Raw genomic sequence first — 20,514 nt, 5'->3', positions numbered from 1 at the left:
TAATATAGCATATCTGATATTAATATTCAAGTATGTATAGATAGTAAAATATCTATGATATATATCTAATCATGTCTGCTCTCATTTATTTAATCAGCCTACTATATCAATTTCAGAAAGTATTTTCACTCTCTTTAGTTATCATGCGACCCTATAGTAGCAAAAAAGCTGTATAGCTATTGCAATCTGCTGCCAGAGGAAATGATTGAAAAAACAATTGTACTCCGAAAAAGGATATGCTATCATGATGACATGGAACAATCGTGTCACTGCAAGGGCGTTGGCCTTCCATCATTACATAGATGGGAGGTGGTGCTGATGAAATTTGATTTTGAGGACCTTATGGCCTTTGGAATGTTTATCATCGCATTGCTTACCTTTATTTTTTATAATTGTAAGTAACGTTTTTCTATTAAAGTCCCAGAAATGGGCATAGAAAAACTACCCTTGTAAACTTTGGCCAGTTGAAAGGGTAGTATTCTATTCTAAGTATTTGGCCAACCCCTTGTATTGGGGCGGTTGTTCCTTTTATAGATTTAATATAACACATCTGACATCAGGATTCAATAGAGGATTACATATAAAGCAGGCTCCATACATAATAGTCACGGTTTATCCATATTAATCACTGACCCATCACAAGGCTCACCCCGCCCTCAGAATGAACAACCTGATAAATCCCTTCCTCCCCCGACACATCAAAATGCTTTTTCAAAAGATACTTCGCCTGCCTGTCACTCTCCACCACAACCAGACGATCATAACCGCTCAGCAGATTCTCCATATTATCCTGATAAAATGCACAAATCCCATCCACATGGTCTGCATAAAGCAGATACTTTGCAATGTACTGCAAATAATAATCCGTCACCTGCCCGTCAGTATCAGAAGCATAAAGCAGATACCGGCTTTCATCCACCTTCCCCCCATAAGGCCACCGGTCCCCTGTCACCTCATATACCTTATAAGGCAAAGTATTCTCATAATTCCTCTGTATAGACTTCATCCCATTGTATTCCGACATCAAAAGGCTTACTGCCAACGCAGCAAAAACAATAATCCCCTTTTGATACCGGTCCTTACTCTGTACAGACTTAAATGCCCTATACGCAGGCATCACATCTCCCCTATAATAAAAAGAGTTTTCAATATCAACTGCCGCGCACAAAACCAGTCCCCCTGCAAACAAAATCACAATACTGGAGGCATACCGCTCAAAACCCGCCAGCCGCAAGGCTTCATCAAGGGGCATAGAAAAAATATAAAGTCCCAATATCCCCAGATAATAACCCGCCAAAACAACATCAAGAGCAATCAGCGCCTTCCACAGCTTCCAACGCTTCTTCATCAATACCGCTGCAAGAACACTGGCCAAAACAGCCGCAGCATGGAATCCCACAACTCCCATGGCAGGCCGGCTCGACAAGTCAAATACAGACCTGATAAACAGGGAAATGATCTGATTGATCTCTTCCCCGCTCTTCCCCACCGAAAGGCTTCCTGCCGACTCTCCTGAAATTTCAAACTTATTTTCCACCCCCTGAAATCCCCAGGCCATATGAAGCGTCCACAAAACATAGGTCATAGAGGCACCTGCAATAGAAAGTAATACCGCAGCCCCATTTTTCCAAAAATCCTTCCCCCTGTGGCTGAGCCACACATAAACCAGATAAATCAGTCCAATCCCCGCAAATATAATCCCCGTATTTTTTATTATCATCAAAAACCCTGCAACCGGCACAACAGCAATACACGCCTTCCTTATCTCCCCCCTGTACCAATATGCCATCGTAAATAAAACAAGGGTATAAATCGGAAGCAAAAAGTCAACCAGCAGATTGCTGATCCTGATAGTAATATTAAACACCGACAAAACAGAACAGCCCGCCGCCAAAAACGCATAGAGCAAAAACCGCCTCTTTTCCCTTACAATCCCAAAAACAGCATAAAAACAGGAAAAAATCAAAATTCCCTGAGCCGTCACCATAATCTCCTGGGCATTTCCCACGAATCGGCAGATAAAGTAGATAAAAGAAGACGTGCCCAAAGGATAGTTTTTAAAATCAATCAAACTGGAACCGGCATCCGGAAATGCATCCGTAATAAGCATCTGTTTCACAACAATTGCCCAATGAGAAAAATTATCATAATGAATCAATTTATCCGCCGCAAGCAGGTGAAAAAACAACAAACTCCCCACTGCAAAAACAGTTTGAAACAGAGAGGGCCGAAACCGACCGTACCCCCTCTGTCTGATCACAGGAATCACATATAGCAAAAACAGGACCAGCCCGGCAATCAGTAAGGCCGCAGACCCTTCAAACAGATACCCGGCAAGACCGCAAAAATAAACCCAGCAGCCAATTGCCGAACAAACAAAAACAGGTATGAATTCCGCCTGAAGCTTAAGCGCTGTTCTTGTCAGAAGCACAAGGCCCCACATGGAGCAAAGAACCGCAGCCGTCATCAGAATACTGATTATAACATTCATCTTTTAACCCCTCATTGTTATCACTGCCTGCTGTATCAGCCAAAATCTGATCGAGCTGATTTTTCCTGATCAAGTCCTTTAAGTTATCAAGTTCCAAAAGCTCTTCGGACGAACCTTTTATATAAATCCCGGTTCGCTTTAAAATCAGCGGAACCTCATTCACCGTATGATAGACAAATTTACTGTCCGAGCTTTCGCCTCCATGAAAATCAGAAACAGAAAAGTAATGATAATTAAAATCCACCAGTCTGCAGGAGGCTCCATTGGAAAAGACAATTTCTTTGTCCAGTCTGATCCGCGGCAGCTTTCTCTTATCGGCAAAAGGCCGGATCAAACGGCTTTTGATATTTCTCAAAATATCGTCATAAGCCGTAACCCACAAATCCATTTTCATAGGCAGGGAATGGGTTCTGTCATATATGATCTGCATATACTGGCGCTTGTCCTTCTCTTCTGCCGCCTCAACCGCTGCGGAATAACGCCAGCCCCTGTTCTGCTCTTTCACATAAACAATCTTCCCTTTTAAACACGCCTCATAACCGGGCGTTTCAATCCGGAAATCTATCGTTTCATCTTCAGGAATATAAACCGGCTCCTTTGACCAGAAAGACAACCCGTTTTCTGAAACATCCATGGTCACCGCTTCATACTTTAAATTCTCATATCCAATAAAAATTTTCTCCTCAGCCCTGATTCTCTCGCTGCTCCGGTACGCCCTCCTGCCCAGCATAAAAAATATGGCGTAAAGAAGTGCGACCATGTTATAGCTGATCCAGAATATAATAATACTGCTGTAAAACAGCGCCCAGCCGTATTTCCCATTTACATAACGGACCATGGCCGCCACCGATAGAGCTAAAAGAATTCCATGAGGAATGGCATAAATCAGGAAATCCCAGCCAGTGCCCCCTGATTCCTTCTTCTTATTCGTCACCTTAAACTTCTTCTGATGAATCTGGAATGTTTCAAGGAGCACCGGAATGATCAGATAAGGCATAAATATGGTATCAATGACCTGACTCCATCTCTGATTTCTCACATTTCCCGATAAATAACGCATGGACAAGCTGTAAAAAAAGTATGCCGGAAGCCAGAACACCACCACATCCCAGAAGTTGCTGTTAACGATCCGGAAGTCAAACAAAGCAAATAAAATAGGAGCCATAATAAATATAAGCCTGCTGAAAAAGGACCACCAGTATAAAAAGCTGTTTAAATAAGTAATCCTTGAAAGCAGAGGAAGCTTTGAAGTAAAAACCGCATTGGTATTTTGAAGGCTTTGAATCACACCTCCGGCCCAGCGGACCCTTTGTTTTAACATGCTTTTAACCGTCGTGGTCGTAAGCCCGGCAGCCTGGATTTCATCCGTCGCATAAGTAATGTATCCGGCTTTCTGTATGCGTATGCTGGTTTCAAAGTCTTCTGTAATGGTATTTAAAGGAAACCCTCCAATTTCTTCCATAGCCGCCCTTGAAATCACTGTATTACTTCCTGTATAGGCCACGGAATTGGAAGAATTTCTCATAATATTGACTTCTCTGGAAAAGAAATCCTGTTCATTGGGAATATTTCTTTCCGCATATAAATTGAACTGAAATAAGTCCGGGTTATAAAAGCTCTGAGGTGTCTGAATCAATCCCATTTTAAAATCTTCAGTCCGTTCCTCTTCCCTGCGAAGTCTCCACTGCCCATCTTCTTCTATAAATTCTGAAAGGAGAAAATAAGGAACTGTTTTCATCAAAAAAGTATGCTGAGGAATCATGTCCGCATCAAAAGTGGCAATGAGAGGAGAAGAGGTCTTTTTTAAGGCATTGTTTAAATTTCCTGATTTTGCATCCTTATTATCGGCAAGCCCCAGATAACCCACTCCAAACCGGGCCGCCAGCTCTGCGATCTCTATCCTGTTTCCATCGTCGCACAGGTAAATGTGCACCTTTTTCTTATCCGGATAATCCATAAACGTACAGGCATTGACCGTCTTATACAGAATTTCCTCCGGCTCATTGTGAGTTGCTATAAAAACATCCACATCAGGATAATATTCCTCCGGTATGACCGGGCACTCCAGACGGAATTTATTCATCTTCATCTTTTGATAAAAAAGCTCAAAGGTTGTGAATACCGTGACGATTTCCGCTCCCAGCAAAAGGATTCCAAACACCAGATTGAGCAGTCCGTCATGAACAGGCAGAGTAAATATTGCCCGCCACCCCAGATAAATGGTCATTAAAACCATGGCCGTCAGAAATATTCTGTTCCGCTTCTTTTCTTCGTTTTTCATAATCAGCCTCCTATGAGCAAAACACCCACCGCTGTTGCATGTGATAGCTGAAAACAAACAGACAGGCATCACATACCATTTTTATCAATTTTTCATCCAGTCCCAGCATTCGGTGAAGCAGGTAGATGCCTCCTGCTGAAAGCAGCATATTGACACCGCTTAACAGCGCATACCGGGCCAGACCGTGACCCTTGACCCGTCCCTGCTGGAACACAAAATTTTTATTCATCACATAATTAAAAGACATGGACATACACCGCGCTGCTGCCGTGGCCAGCATGATGCGCAGAAAATCCTGTCCCTCCATAACCGTTCTTAATAAATCAAACAGCACCCAGGCCACAGCCATATCAACTGCCGTACTGACAATGGATATGGAAAAAAACTTCATAAACCCTGAGACAACCACTTTCATAACCGCTAAACTATCCCAGATGGCATGAAAATGTGTGCCTTCATTTCCCTTTTCATAAACAGTCTCAATAGGAATAGTCCTGACAGGAACTTTAGACCGGATACAGGAAATCAAAACCTGAGTCTCATATTCAAACCGGTCTCCCTTTATATCCAGCATCTGATCCATAAGCTTTGGGCCGAATGCCCTTAAGCCCGTCTGAGTATCCGGAATGTACTTTCCATAAAGCCCTGCAAAAACCAGAGAAGTGATGCGGTTTCCGATCAATGACTTCGGGGGGACCCCTGCCTTTTTAAAGTCCCTCACGCCCAGCCAAAGGCCATCCGGACGGTCTCCCGCTGCCATTGCCAGCCGGTATACATCCTCTGCCATGTGCTGGCCGTCAGAGTCTGCTGTTATCACACTGCTGTAGCCGGACAAATTCTCCTTTATATATCGGTATCCCGTTTTAAGAGCGCAGCCCTTACCCTGGTTCTCACCGTGATGGAGTACGGTACACCCCTCTCTCTCCAGTTCTTCAAAGATGCGGCCGTATTCCTTTCCCGACCCGTCATCCACCACAACCATGTGGAATATCCCATATCGGTTCAGCTCTCTTACATAAACCGGGAGTCTTTCATCCGGTTCCAAGGACGGAATAAGAATGATGTTTCTTTTCATGTTTTGGCTCATTTCGTTTAACCTCCATCTGTTTGGAGAACTCAAAGTACCGGCCTAATCATATCGGTTTCATAGGTGTAAAGTCAATACGTGAGGGCCAAGGAAAGACTGGATGGGAGCAACACGCCAGACATGGAAAAAATGTGCTCAGCGTATATTTTCGTACAAAAAAAGAACCGGATCGCTCCGGTTCTCTCCATATTTCACTCATCTCATATCCTTTAAGCCTTAACCCCCAAGTCTCCACAAAGACAGCCGCTTCACGCCTGCATTTTCTAAAATGCCATACCAGAAATTCAGAGTTTCATCATCGGCATACCAAACCTCATGATCCTTTCCGCTGTCATCCCGGTAGCTGTAAACCACAGCCTTGCTTGCTTCATCACGTCTGACCGTATTTCCGCCTGAAAGCTCCTGATTCTTTTTTGCCGCCTCTGTTGCAATCTGGGCTGTTCCATCAGAAGATGTTAAAAAGTCAAAGCCTCCGTTTGATACTGCAAAGCCCACCTCTCCCGGAATATACTCCGCCTTTTTGACCATGGAAAGGAGAAATTCCCGATCAGCCTTTGGTCCGGGCGGCGTGCCGTAGCCATATAAGTTGTAGCACATCAGGACGTATTCCGGCCCCTTTGTCAAACTGATTTCCTCTACAGGGGCTCCCGGTTCTAAAATAACTCTCAGCAAAAGGTTTTTGCTTTCCGCCTTCTGATATAGCTCATCAATAAACAAAACGAATAACTTCCATAAATCCATATCTTTCCGGATGGCCTCATAATCAATTTCAATTCCATCCATCTTTTCCCGCTCTGTCATCTCCAGAATGTCCTTAATATGGCTTTCCCTGGCTTCTTTCGTCGACAAAAGGTGATAAAGCAGCTCCGTATCCTTAAGGGAGGAGCCCCCCTCCGCTTTTAATAAGTCGTTGACAAAGCTTAAATAGCTGGTCAGCTTTCCCTCTCCATAAGCCTGGTCCATCTCTTTGCGGGCCTGGCTGACCCCTTCAGGAATAAACAGATTTTTGTCTTTGTCAAAGTAAGCCGCGAAATAACTCACACTGGAAATCTCCCGGTTCACTCCGCGGGCATATTCGGCAACTCTCTCGCTGTCCCAGTAAACAGACCAGACATGAAGCCCTTTTTGCTCACCGGCTTCTTTTTCTGCCTGAACTTCCACAATTTCCTGATTATTTTGCGGTTTTTCCACATTCTGCCCCTCTGTTTTCCCCTTACCCACACAGCCAGCCAGAATAACCGCCCCGCTTAAGATTCCTGCAAGCACCAGATAACATGATTTCATACGTTCCTCATATCCTCTCTTTGCCATAGACCATTGAAAGCTTCCATAAACAGCCAGATTATTATAATGTCCTGATAAACCAGTTAATAACACGGTTCCACACCTCTCCCGTTTCCCGAAGCAGCTTCTGATATCCCTTCAGACTGTTGTCATAAAGAGGATTCCCGTTTCCATCCCGGATTACAATGTCTTCAAAAACACCGTCATAGACATCATCGGCAATATTTCTCTGACTGTAGCCAAAAGCTTCAAAAGCGGATTCCAGATACACAGCTCCTTCCCCGGATTTCGTAACAGCTAAATCCGAGACAGCACTTTTTCCGTCAACCGCAATGGACAGCTTATCCCCTGTCAGGGAAATATGAAGCTGCCTGTCTCCCCTTTCCCCAATCTGGAAATCAGGGACGTACTCCTCGCCTTCCGGAGAAGAGCCTTCCTTTTGTGTGATTTCATCCCGCACCTGTTCAATATTATAGCTGAGCCCTTCATTTTTGTCATACAGATATTCGGCTGCCTTTAAGGACTCCAGATTATCCTCATTGGCCGTTTTATAAACCAATCCGTCAAGATCAGCCAAATCCAGTTCATATACCGAAGAACCCTGGTCGTATACAGAAAGTATATTGTTTTTCAGTTCGACCATAACAGAGTCAGAAAGGTCACTTCCCGTTCTCAAATACAGCCTTTGTATGCCCAGCACATTCCCTGTAACATGAAGGGATACGTCAATATCCTTATACTGTTCACTTTCCTTCAGCTTTAAGAGACCGTTTCCCTTTGATTCAGAGGTTAAGGCAATGGCATTGTCCCGAAACTCGGCTGCACCGGAAAAGCTTTCCCAATGAGCCATCCTCATTTTGTCCCCGTTCTCAAAGACCATATCTTTTCCCGTGTCCGCTTTCATTCTCATCAGCAGGTGGTTGGGATACCAGTATGCCTGGGGCTGCATTCTGGTCAAATCATAGATATCGGTCTGCAAGTCATTTTTGGAGTTTCCTTCCCTGTTAAAGTTCATATCAAACAGTTTTTTGATCCATTCCTCATTTACCTTGCTGACCATTTCATGGTTTCCGAACCTTCCTGTATTGGCATGCATTAAAACATAAAGGCCCGGAAGCTTTCCCAGTTTTTCCGTATATCCGTGTTCCATCAGCTCGTAGTCACTGCTGATTCTTTCCTCCATCTGACTGTGGCTTTCCTTGGGAATTCCGTCTTCATCGCGGATATAATCCATTAAATACTGGTTGTAATTTCTGCCCAGATATTTCCGCATGTAATTAAATTCCCCTAAACTCAGCTCGCCCAGATAATTGTCATACCGGTCAAACACATTGATATAGGACAGACGATAGCCATTGGTTCCAAATTCCCAGAAACCGGTTTTCTCAAGGCTCTTTAAGTCCTTGGGAGATAAGAAGGCGGAATCCTTCTCATCAAACTTCTGCCCATAGCTGAGCACAGTTCCCAGGTAATTGTACCGTTCCATTATATTGGAGGAAAATATGGCGGTATCCCGCCGCCCGTCTTCAAACATCAAAAACAGGGCATTGTCCGGCAAAGAGGTTCCCTTGCTGTAATATTCTTTAATATCCTCCTGGGATATGGTCACATAGCCGTTGCTTTCCAGGGCTTTCATATGCTCCTCCAGCCTTTTCGTGCTGATTAAGGAGGAGGTTCCATCCCGGTCCACGCCAAAGTAAGATAAGGCAATGAAGCCCGGATCCTCTTTTTTCATGATATCATCCTTAAAAGCAGGGACATATGTATTGGTTGTGAAAAAAGCACGAAGTATGAGAATAAGAATGATGGCTAAAATAATGGCCTCTATGATACTCCGTATTATTTTTTTATGATCCTTAGATATTCTGTTTCCCTTCATGAGGCTCCTCCGAGGTCTGTTTCCTGCCATTCCCTTGCTTTTTCTTTAACTTTTCCTCTCTCTTTTTCTTCTTTTTCTCCTCCTCCTCAATGTCGCTGGGAGTCATCCTGGTTCCCCAGGTGGATTTCCAGAAGGTGACCCATGCCACAGGCATCTGCCACAGTAAGACAGCCTCATAATACAGGCAGAATACCATGCCGAATATCCAGGTAGAGCTTCTTCTGAGGAAAAGCTGGGCCATGCTCATCAGAGAGGCCATCAGCAAAAGCCCCACCAGAAAGGTCACTGGAAACACTCTCTGGGTGACCGGCACATAAATCAGGTTATACAATACGATCACCGGAGCTGCCACAGGCACGAACAATCCCATATAGAAAAGAACGGAAGCAAAAGGCTCCTTCTTAAACATAAAAGTTCCCGCAATCAGGGATTCTCTCAGCCATGAACGCTTCCACCTCATCTGCTGCTTTAAAAACACGTCATAAGTGTTCGGCACAATGGTCTGGCAGAAGGCGCTGTCCTGATAAGAGGTCCTGTAGTGCTTTAGAACAAAATTGGTCATGGCCCTGTCATCGCCAAAGGTGGCCTTCTGGCCTAAAAAGCTCTGATTCAGCCAGTTATCCATATTGTCCAGAATGATTTCCTTCCTGTAACAGGCCAGCGGCCCGGATAAGCAGGTCACCACATCAAAGTAGGCTTCAGCCGCCTTCATAATACGAAAGGCAATGTAATACCGCACTGACTGCATCTTTGTCAGACCGTTGGTATAGGTATTGGCAACATCAGTCCGCCCGGCCACCCCGCCCATTTTCGGGTCCTTAAAGGGCTGTACCAGATTTCTTATGGCAAAGGGGTCTAAAAAGCTGTCTGAATCCACAAATACCACCAGCTCATGCTTTGCCACAAGGGCACCGGCGGAAAGGGCATCCCGCTTCCCGGCATTTTGCTCCAGAACAATGTATTTTAATCTGGATTTCGTGTCAAACTGCTCCCCCTCCTTGTAAAGCCTCTGGACAATTTCATCGATTTTTTCCACCGACTTATCCGAGGAACAGTCATCAATGATAATGACCTCCAACTGGTCCACAGGATAATCCTGGTTGATGCAGCTTAAAATGGTTCTTTGAATCCATTCCTCCTCATTAAAGCAGGGAATCAATATGGTCACGCCCGGCGTAAAATCAATATCCAGGGGCGCTTCCCGGTACAGCGATCCAAATAAGTACCGGCTCAGCAAAAATACCGCAGCAATGATGCTGTATAAATACATCCACTTATTAAACCGGAAATAAATAATGCTCTCCGCCCGCATCAAAATGACAAATGAACTGATAAAAAACATCAGAAGGCTGGATATCATCAGCATATATCTTCCCCTTCTCTTGGAAGAGTAAAGGGATAACGCCTCCTCAAACATGAGGCCGCAGTGGTAAGAAGAGTCCTCTAACCGCTGGCTTCTGGCTATGGAAGCAAACAGATTGACCTTCATTTCCATACCCTCCGGAAGGGTTCCAGGGATGATTTCAAACTTTAACTTAATCTTATCCGCGTGTTCCAGAATGTCCATCTGTTCCTTTGACGCCACATTCAGCAGAATTCCGGTCATGGAAATATCCACGCCCTCGCATACGATCTTTTGCTTTGCCTTGCCGGATATGCAGGTCACTTCCACATCATAATCGATTTTATACCTGAGTCCTGCCTGTTTTTGTATGATGTAGTCATTGATATTTTCTTCTCTGCTTTCCCGCCCTCTCCGGTCAACGTTGGTTCTCACATTGGTTTTGTCCGGAACATTGGCCAGAAGCCTTCTGTCCGATTTTAATTCCAGAAGCCGGTCTTTTACTTCTTTATCATTTTTCCTGTTTTTCTTTTGAAATATCATTGTGCTGCCTCACTTGCGGCTTCCTCTGGCAGTGCCAGATAATTGCTCAGTTTATCAAAGCGGTATCCCCTTTCCAGCAATACGGGAATCGCCATATCGAGAGCCCTGGCCGTAAGGTCAGGCTGGCTTGACGGCCCCTCCGTGTCATTGGACATGTGCAGGACCAGAACGCTTCCGTTTCTCAGAAGATATTTCTCTCCGCTCTTCTTTACAATACCATTTAATAATTCATCAGCCAGCTCCTCAGGACTGCTTTTTTCGTAGTCATGAGTGCTGATATCTCCGCTCACAATATAGTCAAATCCCATATCGTAAACTGCTTCCATTCCGTTCCTGCTCATCGCCAGAGTAGGCGGTCTGAATATTTTAGTCAGGGCCGGCTTGCCGCCCGTTTCAACGTCACCGATGATGGTCTGAAGCTTTCCAAAGGACAGTGCCAGGTCTTCTTTTCTATCCAAAATCTCTTCCTCTGTCAGAGATTCATAAATTGCCGGAGAGCCTTTTGACGGCACGAGATTGGAGTAAGGATTATGCTTGTCCGTATGGCTTCCTATGTCATGGCCTTCCAGTGCGATGGACCTTAAGAGATTGGGATTGGTCTCCACATAATTGGTTCTGACAAAAAAGCTGGCCTGAACGCCGTACTTTCTCAAAACGTATAAAATCTGGTTGATGGGCTGGTCTGAGCCCCAGTCATCAAAGGTTAAAAACAGGACCTTGTCGTTTGTAACCCGGCCTGTCTTATCCAGCTTCTCCAGCTCCTTAGGGGTAAATCCCGGCAGCTCCCGATACGTGCTGATATCAGGACTTCCGATATAGCGCGCCTGCATCAGGGCAGCTTTCTGCTGCTGCGTAAATCCCTCTAAGTGTCCCGCCGCAATGATGTCCTTCTTATATATATAATCACTCTCTTTTACCGGATAAGAATAAACGCCGGGACTGTTTCTCAAAGCGCTGACGCTGACAATGCGGTACTGAGTCCCGTTATTCTCCCTCTCATCCGCATAGGAATTGGTCAGAATCCGTTTCTCATAAATATCCAGAATCACCTTTCCGATTGTATCCGCAGCCTTATAATAATCCAGCCTGAAATAGAGAATATACCCTCTTCTGGCAGATATATTTCCCGCATTAAAAGAAGCGGCTATGATTTCCTCCAGCGTTCCCTCAGGACTGACCTTGGAGTTTGCCAGGGAAAGGTCCTGCCATATGAGCGTGCAGCCTGCGCTGGAAAATGCCTCCAGCATTTCACCGGTAATCTCTATCATGTAAGGATACCGGACCAGAACAGCCTGCGCCCCGAACTGCCTTTTCAGCTTATTCTGCATTCCGGTTACGCTGGAATAAACGGAATTAAAATCCTTTTTGCCCTGGGCATTGAGGCTGATGCCGATTTCGTGGCCTCTGGCCAATATCTGCCGGATTTCTTCCCCATTTTTATCAATTTCCCCATCAGTCACAAAAAAGGTGGCTTTTCCCTGAATCTGGTCCAGCTTTTCCAGCACATCGTACAGGGCTTCCTTTTGATGGATGCCATAGAATGTGAAAGAAAGTTCCTGACTGGTGGTGTATACCGTGTTAATGACTTCTGCCAGTTTTCCCTTATTTTGAGCGCGGACCTGATGAAAGTCAATGGAACCTCCTACGGCCTGCACAGGCAGGGAAAGGGCATATGCCGTTTCTTCCACCAGCTTTTTCAAGAAAGAAACCCTGTAATTCTTTTTGTGAACCATGTCCAGCACAGCCTGGGCCACTTCGACCACCTCATCATTGAGGTCCAGCCTGAGATGAATAAACTCTCCTTTTCCAATTCCCTTTGAAAAGTATTTTATAATTTCCTCTGCCGGCTTATCATCTACAATGGGGTTCTTGGAATATGTAACCACTTCATAGGAAAGAGAAGAGGCGGCCTCCAGCACCAGGTCATTATACTTGGCATAAACCGGCATAAAAAGGCTGGTGTTAACGCCGTATCTGTCCTTTAAGAGCTTATCCGTCTTATCTATTTCCAGACAAACTTCCGGAAAGCTTAAGGCAGTTAAGTCATTTCCCGTCAGGCCTCCATTTCCGATTTCATGTCCCTGGGCTATGATCTCTTTTATGCTGTCTTCATACTCCAGAAGTTCCTCTCCTGTGACGAAAAAGGTGGCTTTTACCTGGTTTTCCTTTAAAAATGATAAAATCCTGCTTAAGTTTTCCTGATTCCCGATCCCCCGGAAGGTGATTCCCACTTCCTCACCCAAGGCGAGGGCCGAAGAATACACTCTGGCCAGCTTTCCTGCGTTTTTCTCTCTCAGCTCTGCAAAGTCTGCTGTAAAATCCTCATCCTCATACGTTTGTAAATCCTCTACAAATACAGTCTGATAACCGGCCTCATCGAGAGCCTTTGACAGCCAGTCCACCACCTGAATCAGGCGCTCTTCCTCTGTCCTTGTCTCCGCCTGGCTGGTTTCCATGGGGCGGTCCTCATCGGCCTGGGTGCTGATCTCCTCCACTTCTTTCTCGTATTCCGTTTCATCCAAAATGCCGGACATCTTAACGGTTATCACACTTCCCCGCTTTAACCCCTTCACATAATCCAGGGCCTGATCATAGCTGGAAAAGCTTTGATAATTGAGAAAGCTCCGACTGTCTGCAACGTATTCATAACCGCAGGCAAAAGCTGCCTCTAAAAGTTCCTTTGTCAGGCGGGTGGAAGAAGCCTGCAAGACCTTAGGGGCCTCTCCTCCCACCGTTTTCATAATCACATTTGTCTTTGCAAAATTCTGAACCAGCTCCTTCTCAGAAAGCTCCTCCAGATGCTTTTCTCCTTTTAATCCGTTGCTTCCGACTCTGTGCCCTTTCTCCTTAATCCCCTTTATGAAGTCAGGATACTCGGCTGCCGCCATTCCGGACAGCATAAACGTAGCCCGCTGGCCATATTGGGAAATCAGCTCCAAAACCCTTTCATTGGTCTTTTCGTCACTGATTCCCAGGATATTGACAGCAGCCACCTTTTCTATGGTATTGACTCCGCCAGCCACCTTAGCTTCCTGCTTTTCAGCCTGCAGCCGGTCCATCGCCTCTTTGATATCCTTTGAGGCATCATACTGCGTTTGTCCCACTGAAAAGGCAGCGGCCTGCTTTGATCTTAACCTCACCCCTGCGAAGACAGCGAGGCCAAGGCACAGGCATAAAATCAAAATTACCGTCCATTTATTCACATATTTTCCAGGCATCTTTCGCTCCCCCTATCAAAGGCTCCAGTAGGAATACCCCAGTTCACCCATCTTTTTTCTGCTGAAAATGCTCTTCACATCAATGACGACCCTTCCGGAATCAGGACAGTGAGCAAAAAAGCTGTCCAACTGCTCAAAACTCAGCTCTAAAAACTCTTTATGGGAGACGGCAAAAACAATTCCGTCAGCCTGCTTCACTTCTTCCAGCTCCACAACGTCAATTCCGTAATCCGCCTTTACCTCTTCCTTATTCAAAAAAGGATCGACCACTTTAATGCGAACCCCGTACTCCTTTAACCCTTCCACAATATCCAGCACCTTTGAGTTTCTGATATCCGGGCAGTTTTCCTTAAACGTAAAACCAAAGACATAAACAGAAGAATTCAGCACCAGCTTATTGGCCTTAATGAGCTGCTTTACAGTCATGGCCGCGATGTATTCACCCATGCTGTCATTGATCTTTCTTCCCGATAAAATGATTTGGGAATGGTATCCCAGCCGCTCCGCCTCATAAATGAAATAATAGGGGTCTACACCGATGCAGTGCCCTCCCACCAGACCGGGCGTAAATCCCAGGGCATTCCACTTGGTATTCATGGCGTCAATCACTTCTTTTGTATTGATTCTCATTTTATCAAACACAATAGCCAGCTCATTCATAAAGGCAATATTGATGTCCCTTTGGGCATTTTCCACCAGCTTGGCGGCTTCCGCAACCTTGATGCTTCCTGCCCGGTAAACACCGGCATCAATAATCATCTCATAAACGCGGGCGATTTCTTCCAGCGTCTCCTCATCCATTCCTGAAACGATTTTAACAATCGTGCTTAACGTATGTACCCTGTCTCCGGGATTGATCCTCTCAGGAGAATATCCCACCCGAAAATCCCTGCCGCAGACAAGCCCTGAAGCCTCCTCCAAAATGGGGACGCAGATGTCCTCCGTAACCCCCGGATAAACCGTGGATTCAAACACCACAATGCTTCCCTTTGACAGATTCCGTCCGACAATCCGGCAGGCACCTGATACAGGCTCTAAATCAGGAGTCTTGTCCATATGAACCGGTGTAGGCACCGCCACCACCAGAAACTTAGAATCCCGAAGCCTGGTCTCATCCCAGGTAAATTCCATATCCAGGTTCTTAATATCTTCCCCCACTTCATTTGTAACATCAATTCCCTTTAAAAAATTCTCTATCTTCTCCGAATCAATATCAAATCCAATGGTTTTAACTTTTCTGGAAAATGCTGCTGCAATGGGAAGGCCCACATAGCCCAGCCCGATCACTGCCACACTTTCCTGTTTCTCAACAATTTTATCGTACAGCATCATACGGTTCCTCTTCTCCTGCCGTGGTAACTTTTAAATTCTATTTTCTTTGTTCACCAAAACAATATTAGTAATATTTCCTAATCTTATCAAAATAATGAAGAAATTACTACTGTTTTTACAAATTAATTTCCTGTATTGACTCTCACAAAAAAGTATTATAAAATCGCAACATAACACATTTCACCAGAGAGGAAAAACACATGCTAAAAAACTTAAAAGTTGGAAGAAGACTGCTTACAGCATTCCTCATCGTCGTACTGTTTTCAGGTTTGGCCGGCGGAATCGGCATTGCGCTGATTCGTACCGTTAATCATGAATATAAGACCACTTTAGAGGACTACGGATTTGCCCAGGGCGATATCGGCGCTTTGGGACAGGCGTTTCAGGCTCACCGGGCCACAGTTTTATACATCATTTATTCCGACAGCCAGGAAGAAACCGATAAGCAGAAAGAAATTTTAAGCACCCAGATCAACACCATCAACCGGAACATGGAACAGGTTGGAACCCGTATAAAAACAGATTCTGAAAAGGAGCTTTACAGCCAGTTACAGGAAAAGCTGGTTACATACGACGGAATCCGGAGCCAGACGATTCAGCTTGCGGCCAAGTCTTCCACGGAAGCCATGACCTTTTTCCGCACCAACGCCGCGCCGCTGGCAGCAGAAATTGCCAGCACCATCAACGCCATGATGGCGGATAAATCCAGCGGCGGCAACATGCATTCCGAAGCCCTTTCCCGCCAAACCGCCATATTCACAGCAATTATGAGCGCCGTGATCCTCATTTCCATCATCTCCTCCGTCATCATTGCCACCTCCATCACAAAGGGAATCACACGTCCCATCGATCAGATCAAAGAAGTGGCGGACCGGATGGCACAAGGCGACTTAAAATGCCGTTTAGAATACCGTTCAAAGGATGAGCTGGGATATCTGGCGGACACCATGAGAACCATGATGGAACGGATTTCCTACTACATGGACTGTATCTCCTCCACCACCGGCAAGCTGGCTCACGGAGACTTGGACATTCCCCAGGATCAGGAAGAATTCAAAGGAGAATTCCGCTCCGTACAGATTTCCATACAGGATTTGATCATCTCCTTAAATGAAATCATGACAAAGATCACCATGGCTTCCGATCAGGTGGCTGTGGGAGCAGAGCATGTGGCCGGCGGTTCCCAGGCTTTAAGCCAGGGCGCCACAGAACAGGCCTCCTCCATTGAAGAGCTGGCCGCCACCATCAACGATATTTCCAACAACATAAACCACAACGCAGAAAACGCCAGAGAAACCAGCAGCCAGATGGAAACCACCTCTGCTGAGCTGAACCTGGGCAAGGTCCGGATGGAAGAACTGACATCCGCCATGGAAGACATCAACCACGCTTCCACGGAAATTGGAAAGGTCATAAAAACCATCGAAGACATCGCCTTCCAGACCAATATTCTGGCTCTCAATGCGGCCGTGGAAGCGGCAAGAGCAGGAGAGGCCGGCAAGGGCTTTGCCGTGGTGGCTGACGAAGTCAGAAACCTAGCCAACAAGAGCCAGGAGGCCTCCAAGGAAACAGCAGCCCTCATTGAGCGCACCTTATCCTCCATCTCAACCGGAAACAGAATTGCAAAAGAAACGGCTCAGTCCATGGACTTGATTGTCAATTCCTCAGGCACAGTGGCAGGCCTGCTGTATCAGATATCCTCCGCTTCCAAAGATCAGGCCCTGGCCGTAGCCCAGGTAACCCAGGGAGTTGACCAGATATCAAGCGTAGTTCAGACCACCTCTGCCACCTCAGAAGAGAGCGCCGCCGCAAGCCAGGAAATGGCAGGACAGGCCCAGATGTTAAAGCAGTTGATCGGACATTTTAAATTAAAGAACTGACATAAAAAGCAGAGGCAGAGAAAACGGCGGTAAAACCGTTCTCTCTGCCTCTGCTTTTTGCTATTAAATCATTTCCTCCATCATGGCCCTCAGCATGTCCACCGTCTTTCCGGCGTCAAGCCCTGTCTCATCAATGGTGATATCCGCATATTTTTCATAATAGACGATCCGCTCATCATACAGATCCTTTAAGGTCATTCCGTCCTTTAACGCCACCCCGCGGTCCACCAGGTTTCCAAGGCGTTCCTCCACTGCCTCGTAGCTGAGCTTTAAATAAACCACAATGCCGATTTCCTTCAAATGCTCCATGGCTTCCCTGCCGTAAATCACGCTCCCGCCGGGAGCAATGACGCTGCGGTGAACCTTCAGTCCCGCATTGACCCGGTTTTCCACCTCTAAAAAACCATCAGTGCCCTCCTGGGCAATGATCTCCTTTAAAAGGCGGCCTTCCTGCTCCTGAATCAGGATGTCCACATCCACAAAGGAATAACCAAGGCGTTTGGCTAACAGAACGCCAACTGTGCTTTTTCCGGAAGCCGGCATTCCGATCAGGGTGATGTTATCGATTTTATTTCTCATTTGTTCTTCCTCCTGGGTGATGGTTTCTTCTCCGTCTTTTTCACAGAGTAACCAAAGCTTCCAAGCTTTTTCCCCAATTCAAAATATTCTCCATGGGAGTAAGCCACCAGCCCGGCCTGATTGAGGTGAAACTTGTTCTTTTCATCCATATACCGGCCGTCTACCGTCACCCCTGTGATCTGGGCTAAAAATAAATCGTGGCTTCCCAAATGTTTGACTTCCGTCACCTTGCAGGCCAGATTCACCGGGCTTTCCCCGATTCCCGGCACACGGCAGTTTTCCAAAGTGCAGGGGGTCAGCTTCATCTGGGCAAATTTATCCACATCCCGCCCGGATTTCACCCCGCAGTAATCCGCTGCCCGGACTAAGTCCCTGGTGACCAGATTCACCACAAATTCTCCCGTTTCCTTTATGATGTCATAAGAATACCGTTCCCTGCGGACCGATATGGACAGCATGGCAGGAGTGGAACATATGGTTCCCGCCCAGGCCACAGTTATGATGTTGGGAGTCTCCCCCTCCCTTTTGCACGTCACCATGACCGCAGGCACCGGATACAGCATATTTCCCGGCTTCCACGGAATTTTCCGGGAAACCGGAGGCGTTTTCTTTTCGTTAAAGCTCTGTTTTTTCACGTGACCGGGGCCTCCTATTCCTGAACCGCCATCATGATGCCGGGAATCAACTGCTTCTTCCTGGACACAACTCCAGGCAGGCTGACGGTGTGTTCCCTGCCCTCCGCCGGAAACTCATCTACCCGGAACGCTCCGGCCACCATCTGCCTGGCTCCGGGGCCTTCACACAGCAATTCCGTGGATTCCGTCAGGATGTTGGTGAGCATGAAAAACATCATATCCATGCCATGCTCTTCCCTGGCCTTTTTCATGTAAGGAAGCATACGCTCTTCCAGCTCCTCTAACTCCACGGAGTTTAGGGAACTGATCTGTCCCACTCCAAAGGATATCTTTCCGGCTGTAAACTTCTTAAAATCCTGATAAAAGATCTCCCCGTCAGTCTTTCCCTTTAAATTGCTTCCTGCCGCAAACATGGCGCCTGCATACTTCTCCAGATCAATTCCCGCAACATCCGCAAGGGCCACGGCCGCCTGCTTATCCACCGCCGTACAGGTGGGGGAGCGGAATAAAAGAGTGTCGGAAATAATGGCGCTGCAAAGGAGTCCTGCAATCTGAGGCTCTATGACAACACGGTTTTCCTGATACATCTGATACACAATGGTAGCCGTACAGCCCACCGGCTGATTGCGGAAAAATACCGGGGAAATGGTGGACACGGTTCCAAGCCTGTGATGATCGATGATTTCCAGAATATCGGCACTTTCCATGCCCTCTACTGCCTGGGACTTTTCGTTATGATCCACCAGAATCAGCCGTTTTCCCTTGGCACCCAGCAAATTACGGCGGGAGATCATCCCCTTGTATCTGCCGTCTTTATCAAGGATAGGGAAATACCGGTGGCGCTTGCTGGCCATAACTTCCTTGATATCATCAATATAGTCCTCTTCCTCAAAGGTGAGCAGACCCTCTGTCTTCATGAAATAGCTGATGGGCATGCTCTGATTGACCAGACGGGCAGCCATAAACGTATCATAAGGAGTGGTCATGACCGTGCAGCCCCGCTCCTGAGCCAGCTTCTTTATGGTCATGGATACTGACGCACCTTCGCATACGATGATGCAGGCAGCGTCCATCTCAATGGCACAGAGCTGGGACTCATAGCGGTTTCCCAGAATCACCAGGTCCCCTTTGGAAATATAAAACTCCATCATATCCGGGTTGGCCGCAGCAATGAGGACCTTTCCCTGATTGAAATATTCATTTTCATCACCAACCACCAGGGCGCCTTCCAGAGTTTCTAAAATATTGGCATACTGGGTCTTGGCCTTTGATAAAATGCTGCTGTCGTATACATTCATATAGGACTTTGCGATATCGCCTACCGTAATCAGACCTTCCAGCATCCCGTCATCTGTGATTGCGGCTATGGTTTCCGCATTAACTTCCTGCATCAGCTTCCAGGCATTCTTTAAGGACAGGTTCTTTCGCACTCCCCTTGACTTCCTGATTTCAATATCACGGGCCTGGGTCTTTACATTCTCAATATACTGGGGAGCTTCCACGTTAAAATAGTTGAGCACGAACTGAGTCTCCTCATTGACGTGTCCCGCCCTTCCCGGCTGGTAGTCCTCCCCTGTTATTTCTCTCTTCAAATTTGCATAGCAAATGGCCGAACAAATGGAATCTGTGTCCGGATTCCGATGGCCTATGACAATGGTCTTTCTTTTGCTGTTTTCTCCCATTGCTTCCTCCTGTTTTCATAAACTGTTTACAACAAGTTCACATTCCGTTCACATGTGTTTTTTATACTAAATGCATAGAAATCACATATGACAACTTGATTTAACAATCAAATTGCACATAGATTTTTCATAATTACCCCGGTTGTCACCAACCGGGGTCTCCTCATTTTATAAGGTCTTTTTCTTGCTGAATGTTTTTATTATATCATAATTTATTGAATTGTAAATAAGCGAATCCGCCGGGAAACCCGGCAGGAGAAAAAGTCAGGAAGGAAATCCTC

General features: G+C 46.1%; 13 protein-coding genes. 2 read left to right on the top strand and 11 right to left on the bottom strand.

What is annotated here, in order from left to right:
• Nucleotides 1-252: 252 nt before the first annotated feature.
• Complete coding sequence (locus tag QM657_RS18140) at nt 253-402, top strand: putative holin-like toxin (protein ID WP_415068106.1); 150 nt, start codon at nt 253-255, stop codon at nt 400-402.
• A 223-nt stretch (nt 403-625) separates the two neighbouring features.
• On the opposite strand, the gene QM657_RS18135 is transcribed toward QM657_RS18140, so the two are convergent.
• The 8 genes from QM657_RS18135 to QM657_RS18100 form a co-directional block, all read right to left on the bottom strand.
• Complete coding sequence (locus tag QM657_RS18135; protein ID WP_415068105.1) at nt 626-2,491, bottom strand: hypothetical protein; 1,866 nt, start codon at nt 2,489-2,491, stop codon at nt 626-628.
• On the bottom strand, nt 2,406-4,772 hold the full coding sequence (locus tag QM657_RS18130; RefSeq protein ID WP_415068104.1) for a glycosyltransferase family 2 protein: 2,367 nt from the start codon (nt 4,770-4,772) through the stop codon (nt 2,406-2,408). The genes QM657_RS18135 and QM657_RS18130 overlap by 86 nt, the downstream gene beginning before the upstream one ends.
• 10 nt (nt 4,773-4,782) lie before the next feature.
• On the bottom strand, nt 4,783-5,847 hold the full coding sequence (locus QM657_RS18125; RefSeq protein WP_415068103.1) for a GtrA family protein: 1,065 nt from the start codon (nt 5,845-5,847) through the stop codon (nt 4,783-4,785).
• A gap of 228 nt (nt 5,848-6,075) precedes the next feature.
• The gene (locus QM657_RS18120; protein ID WP_415068102.1) at nt 6,076-7,143 is read right to left on the bottom strand and encodes a glycosyl hydrolase; all 1,068 of its coding nucleotides are present in this window, start codon (nt 7,141-7,143) and stop codon (nt 6,076-6,078) included.
• A 61-nt stretch (nt 7,144-7,204) separates the two neighbouring features.
• Nucleotides 7,205-8,878, bottom strand: a complete 1,674-nt coding sequence (locus QM657_RS18115) for a glycoside hydrolase (RefSeq protein WP_415068101.1) — start codon at nt 8,876-8,878, stop codon at nt 7,205-7,207.
• Between the two features lie 121 nt (nt 8,879-8,999).
• On the bottom strand, nt 9,000-10,907 hold the full coding sequence (locus QM657_RS18110; RefSeq protein WP_415068100.1) for a glycosyltransferase family 2 protein: 1,908 nt from the start codon (nt 10,905-10,907) through the stop codon (nt 9,000-9,002).
• A complete protein-coding gene (locus QM657_RS18105) occupies nt 10,904-14,125 on the bottom strand; it encodes a polysaccharide deacetylase family protein (RefSeq protein ID WP_415068099.1) in 3,222 nt (1,073 codons plus the stop codon). Before QM657_RS18105 ends, QM657_RS18110 begins: the two co-directional genes overlap by 4 nt.
• Nucleotides 14,126-14,140: 15 nt before the next feature.
• Nucleotides 14,141-15,457 (bottom strand): nucleotide sugar dehydrogenase, encoded by a 1,317-nt coding sequence (locus QM657_RS18100; RefSeq protein ID WP_415068098.1) that lies wholly within the window; start codon nt 15,455-15,457, stop codon nt 14,141-14,143.
• Between the two features lie 200 nt (nt 15,458-15,657).
• On the opposite strand from QM657_RS18100, the gene QM657_RS18095 reads away from it, so the two are divergent.
• Entirely contained in the window at nt 15,658-17,337 is a 1,680-nt protein-coding gene (locus QM657_RS18095) for a methyl-accepting chemotaxis protein (protein WP_415068097.1), read from the top strand.
• A 63-nt stretch (nt 17,338-17,400) separates the two neighbouring features.
• On the opposite strand, the gene QM657_RS18090 is transcribed toward QM657_RS18095, so the two are convergent.
• From QM657_RS18090 to QM657_RS18080, 3 genes are all read right to left on the bottom strand, one after another.
• Nucleotides 17,401-17,916, bottom strand: a complete 516-nt coding sequence (locus QM657_RS18090) for a shikimate kinase (RefSeq protein ID WP_415068096.1) — start codon at nt 17,914-17,916, stop codon at nt 17,401-17,403.
• On the bottom strand, nt 17,913-18,479 hold the full coding sequence (locus QM657_RS18085) for a flavin reductase family protein (RefSeq protein ID WP_415068109.1): 567 nt from the start codon (nt 18,477-18,479) through the stop codon (nt 17,913-17,915). Before QM657_RS18085 ends, QM657_RS18090 begins: the two co-directional genes overlap by 4 nt.
• An 86-nt stretch (nt 18,480-18,565) precedes the next feature.
• Nucleotides 18,566-20,233 (bottom strand): putative manganese-dependent inorganic diphosphatase, encoded by a 1,668-nt coding sequence (locus tag QM657_RS18080; protein WP_415068095.1) that lies wholly within the window; start codon nt 20,231-20,233, stop codon nt 18,566-18,568.
• Between the last annotated feature and the right edge of the window lie 281 nt (nt 20,234-20,514).

The sequence above is a fragment of the Lacrimispora sp. genome, assembly GCF_047605665.1.
Classification (GTDB): Bacteria; Bacillota; Clostridia; order Lachnospirales; family Lachnospiraceae; genus Lacrimispora.
The sequence above is the reverse complement of the archived record's forward strand: the minus strand, read 5'-3'. Positions and strand labels throughout refer to the sequence as shown.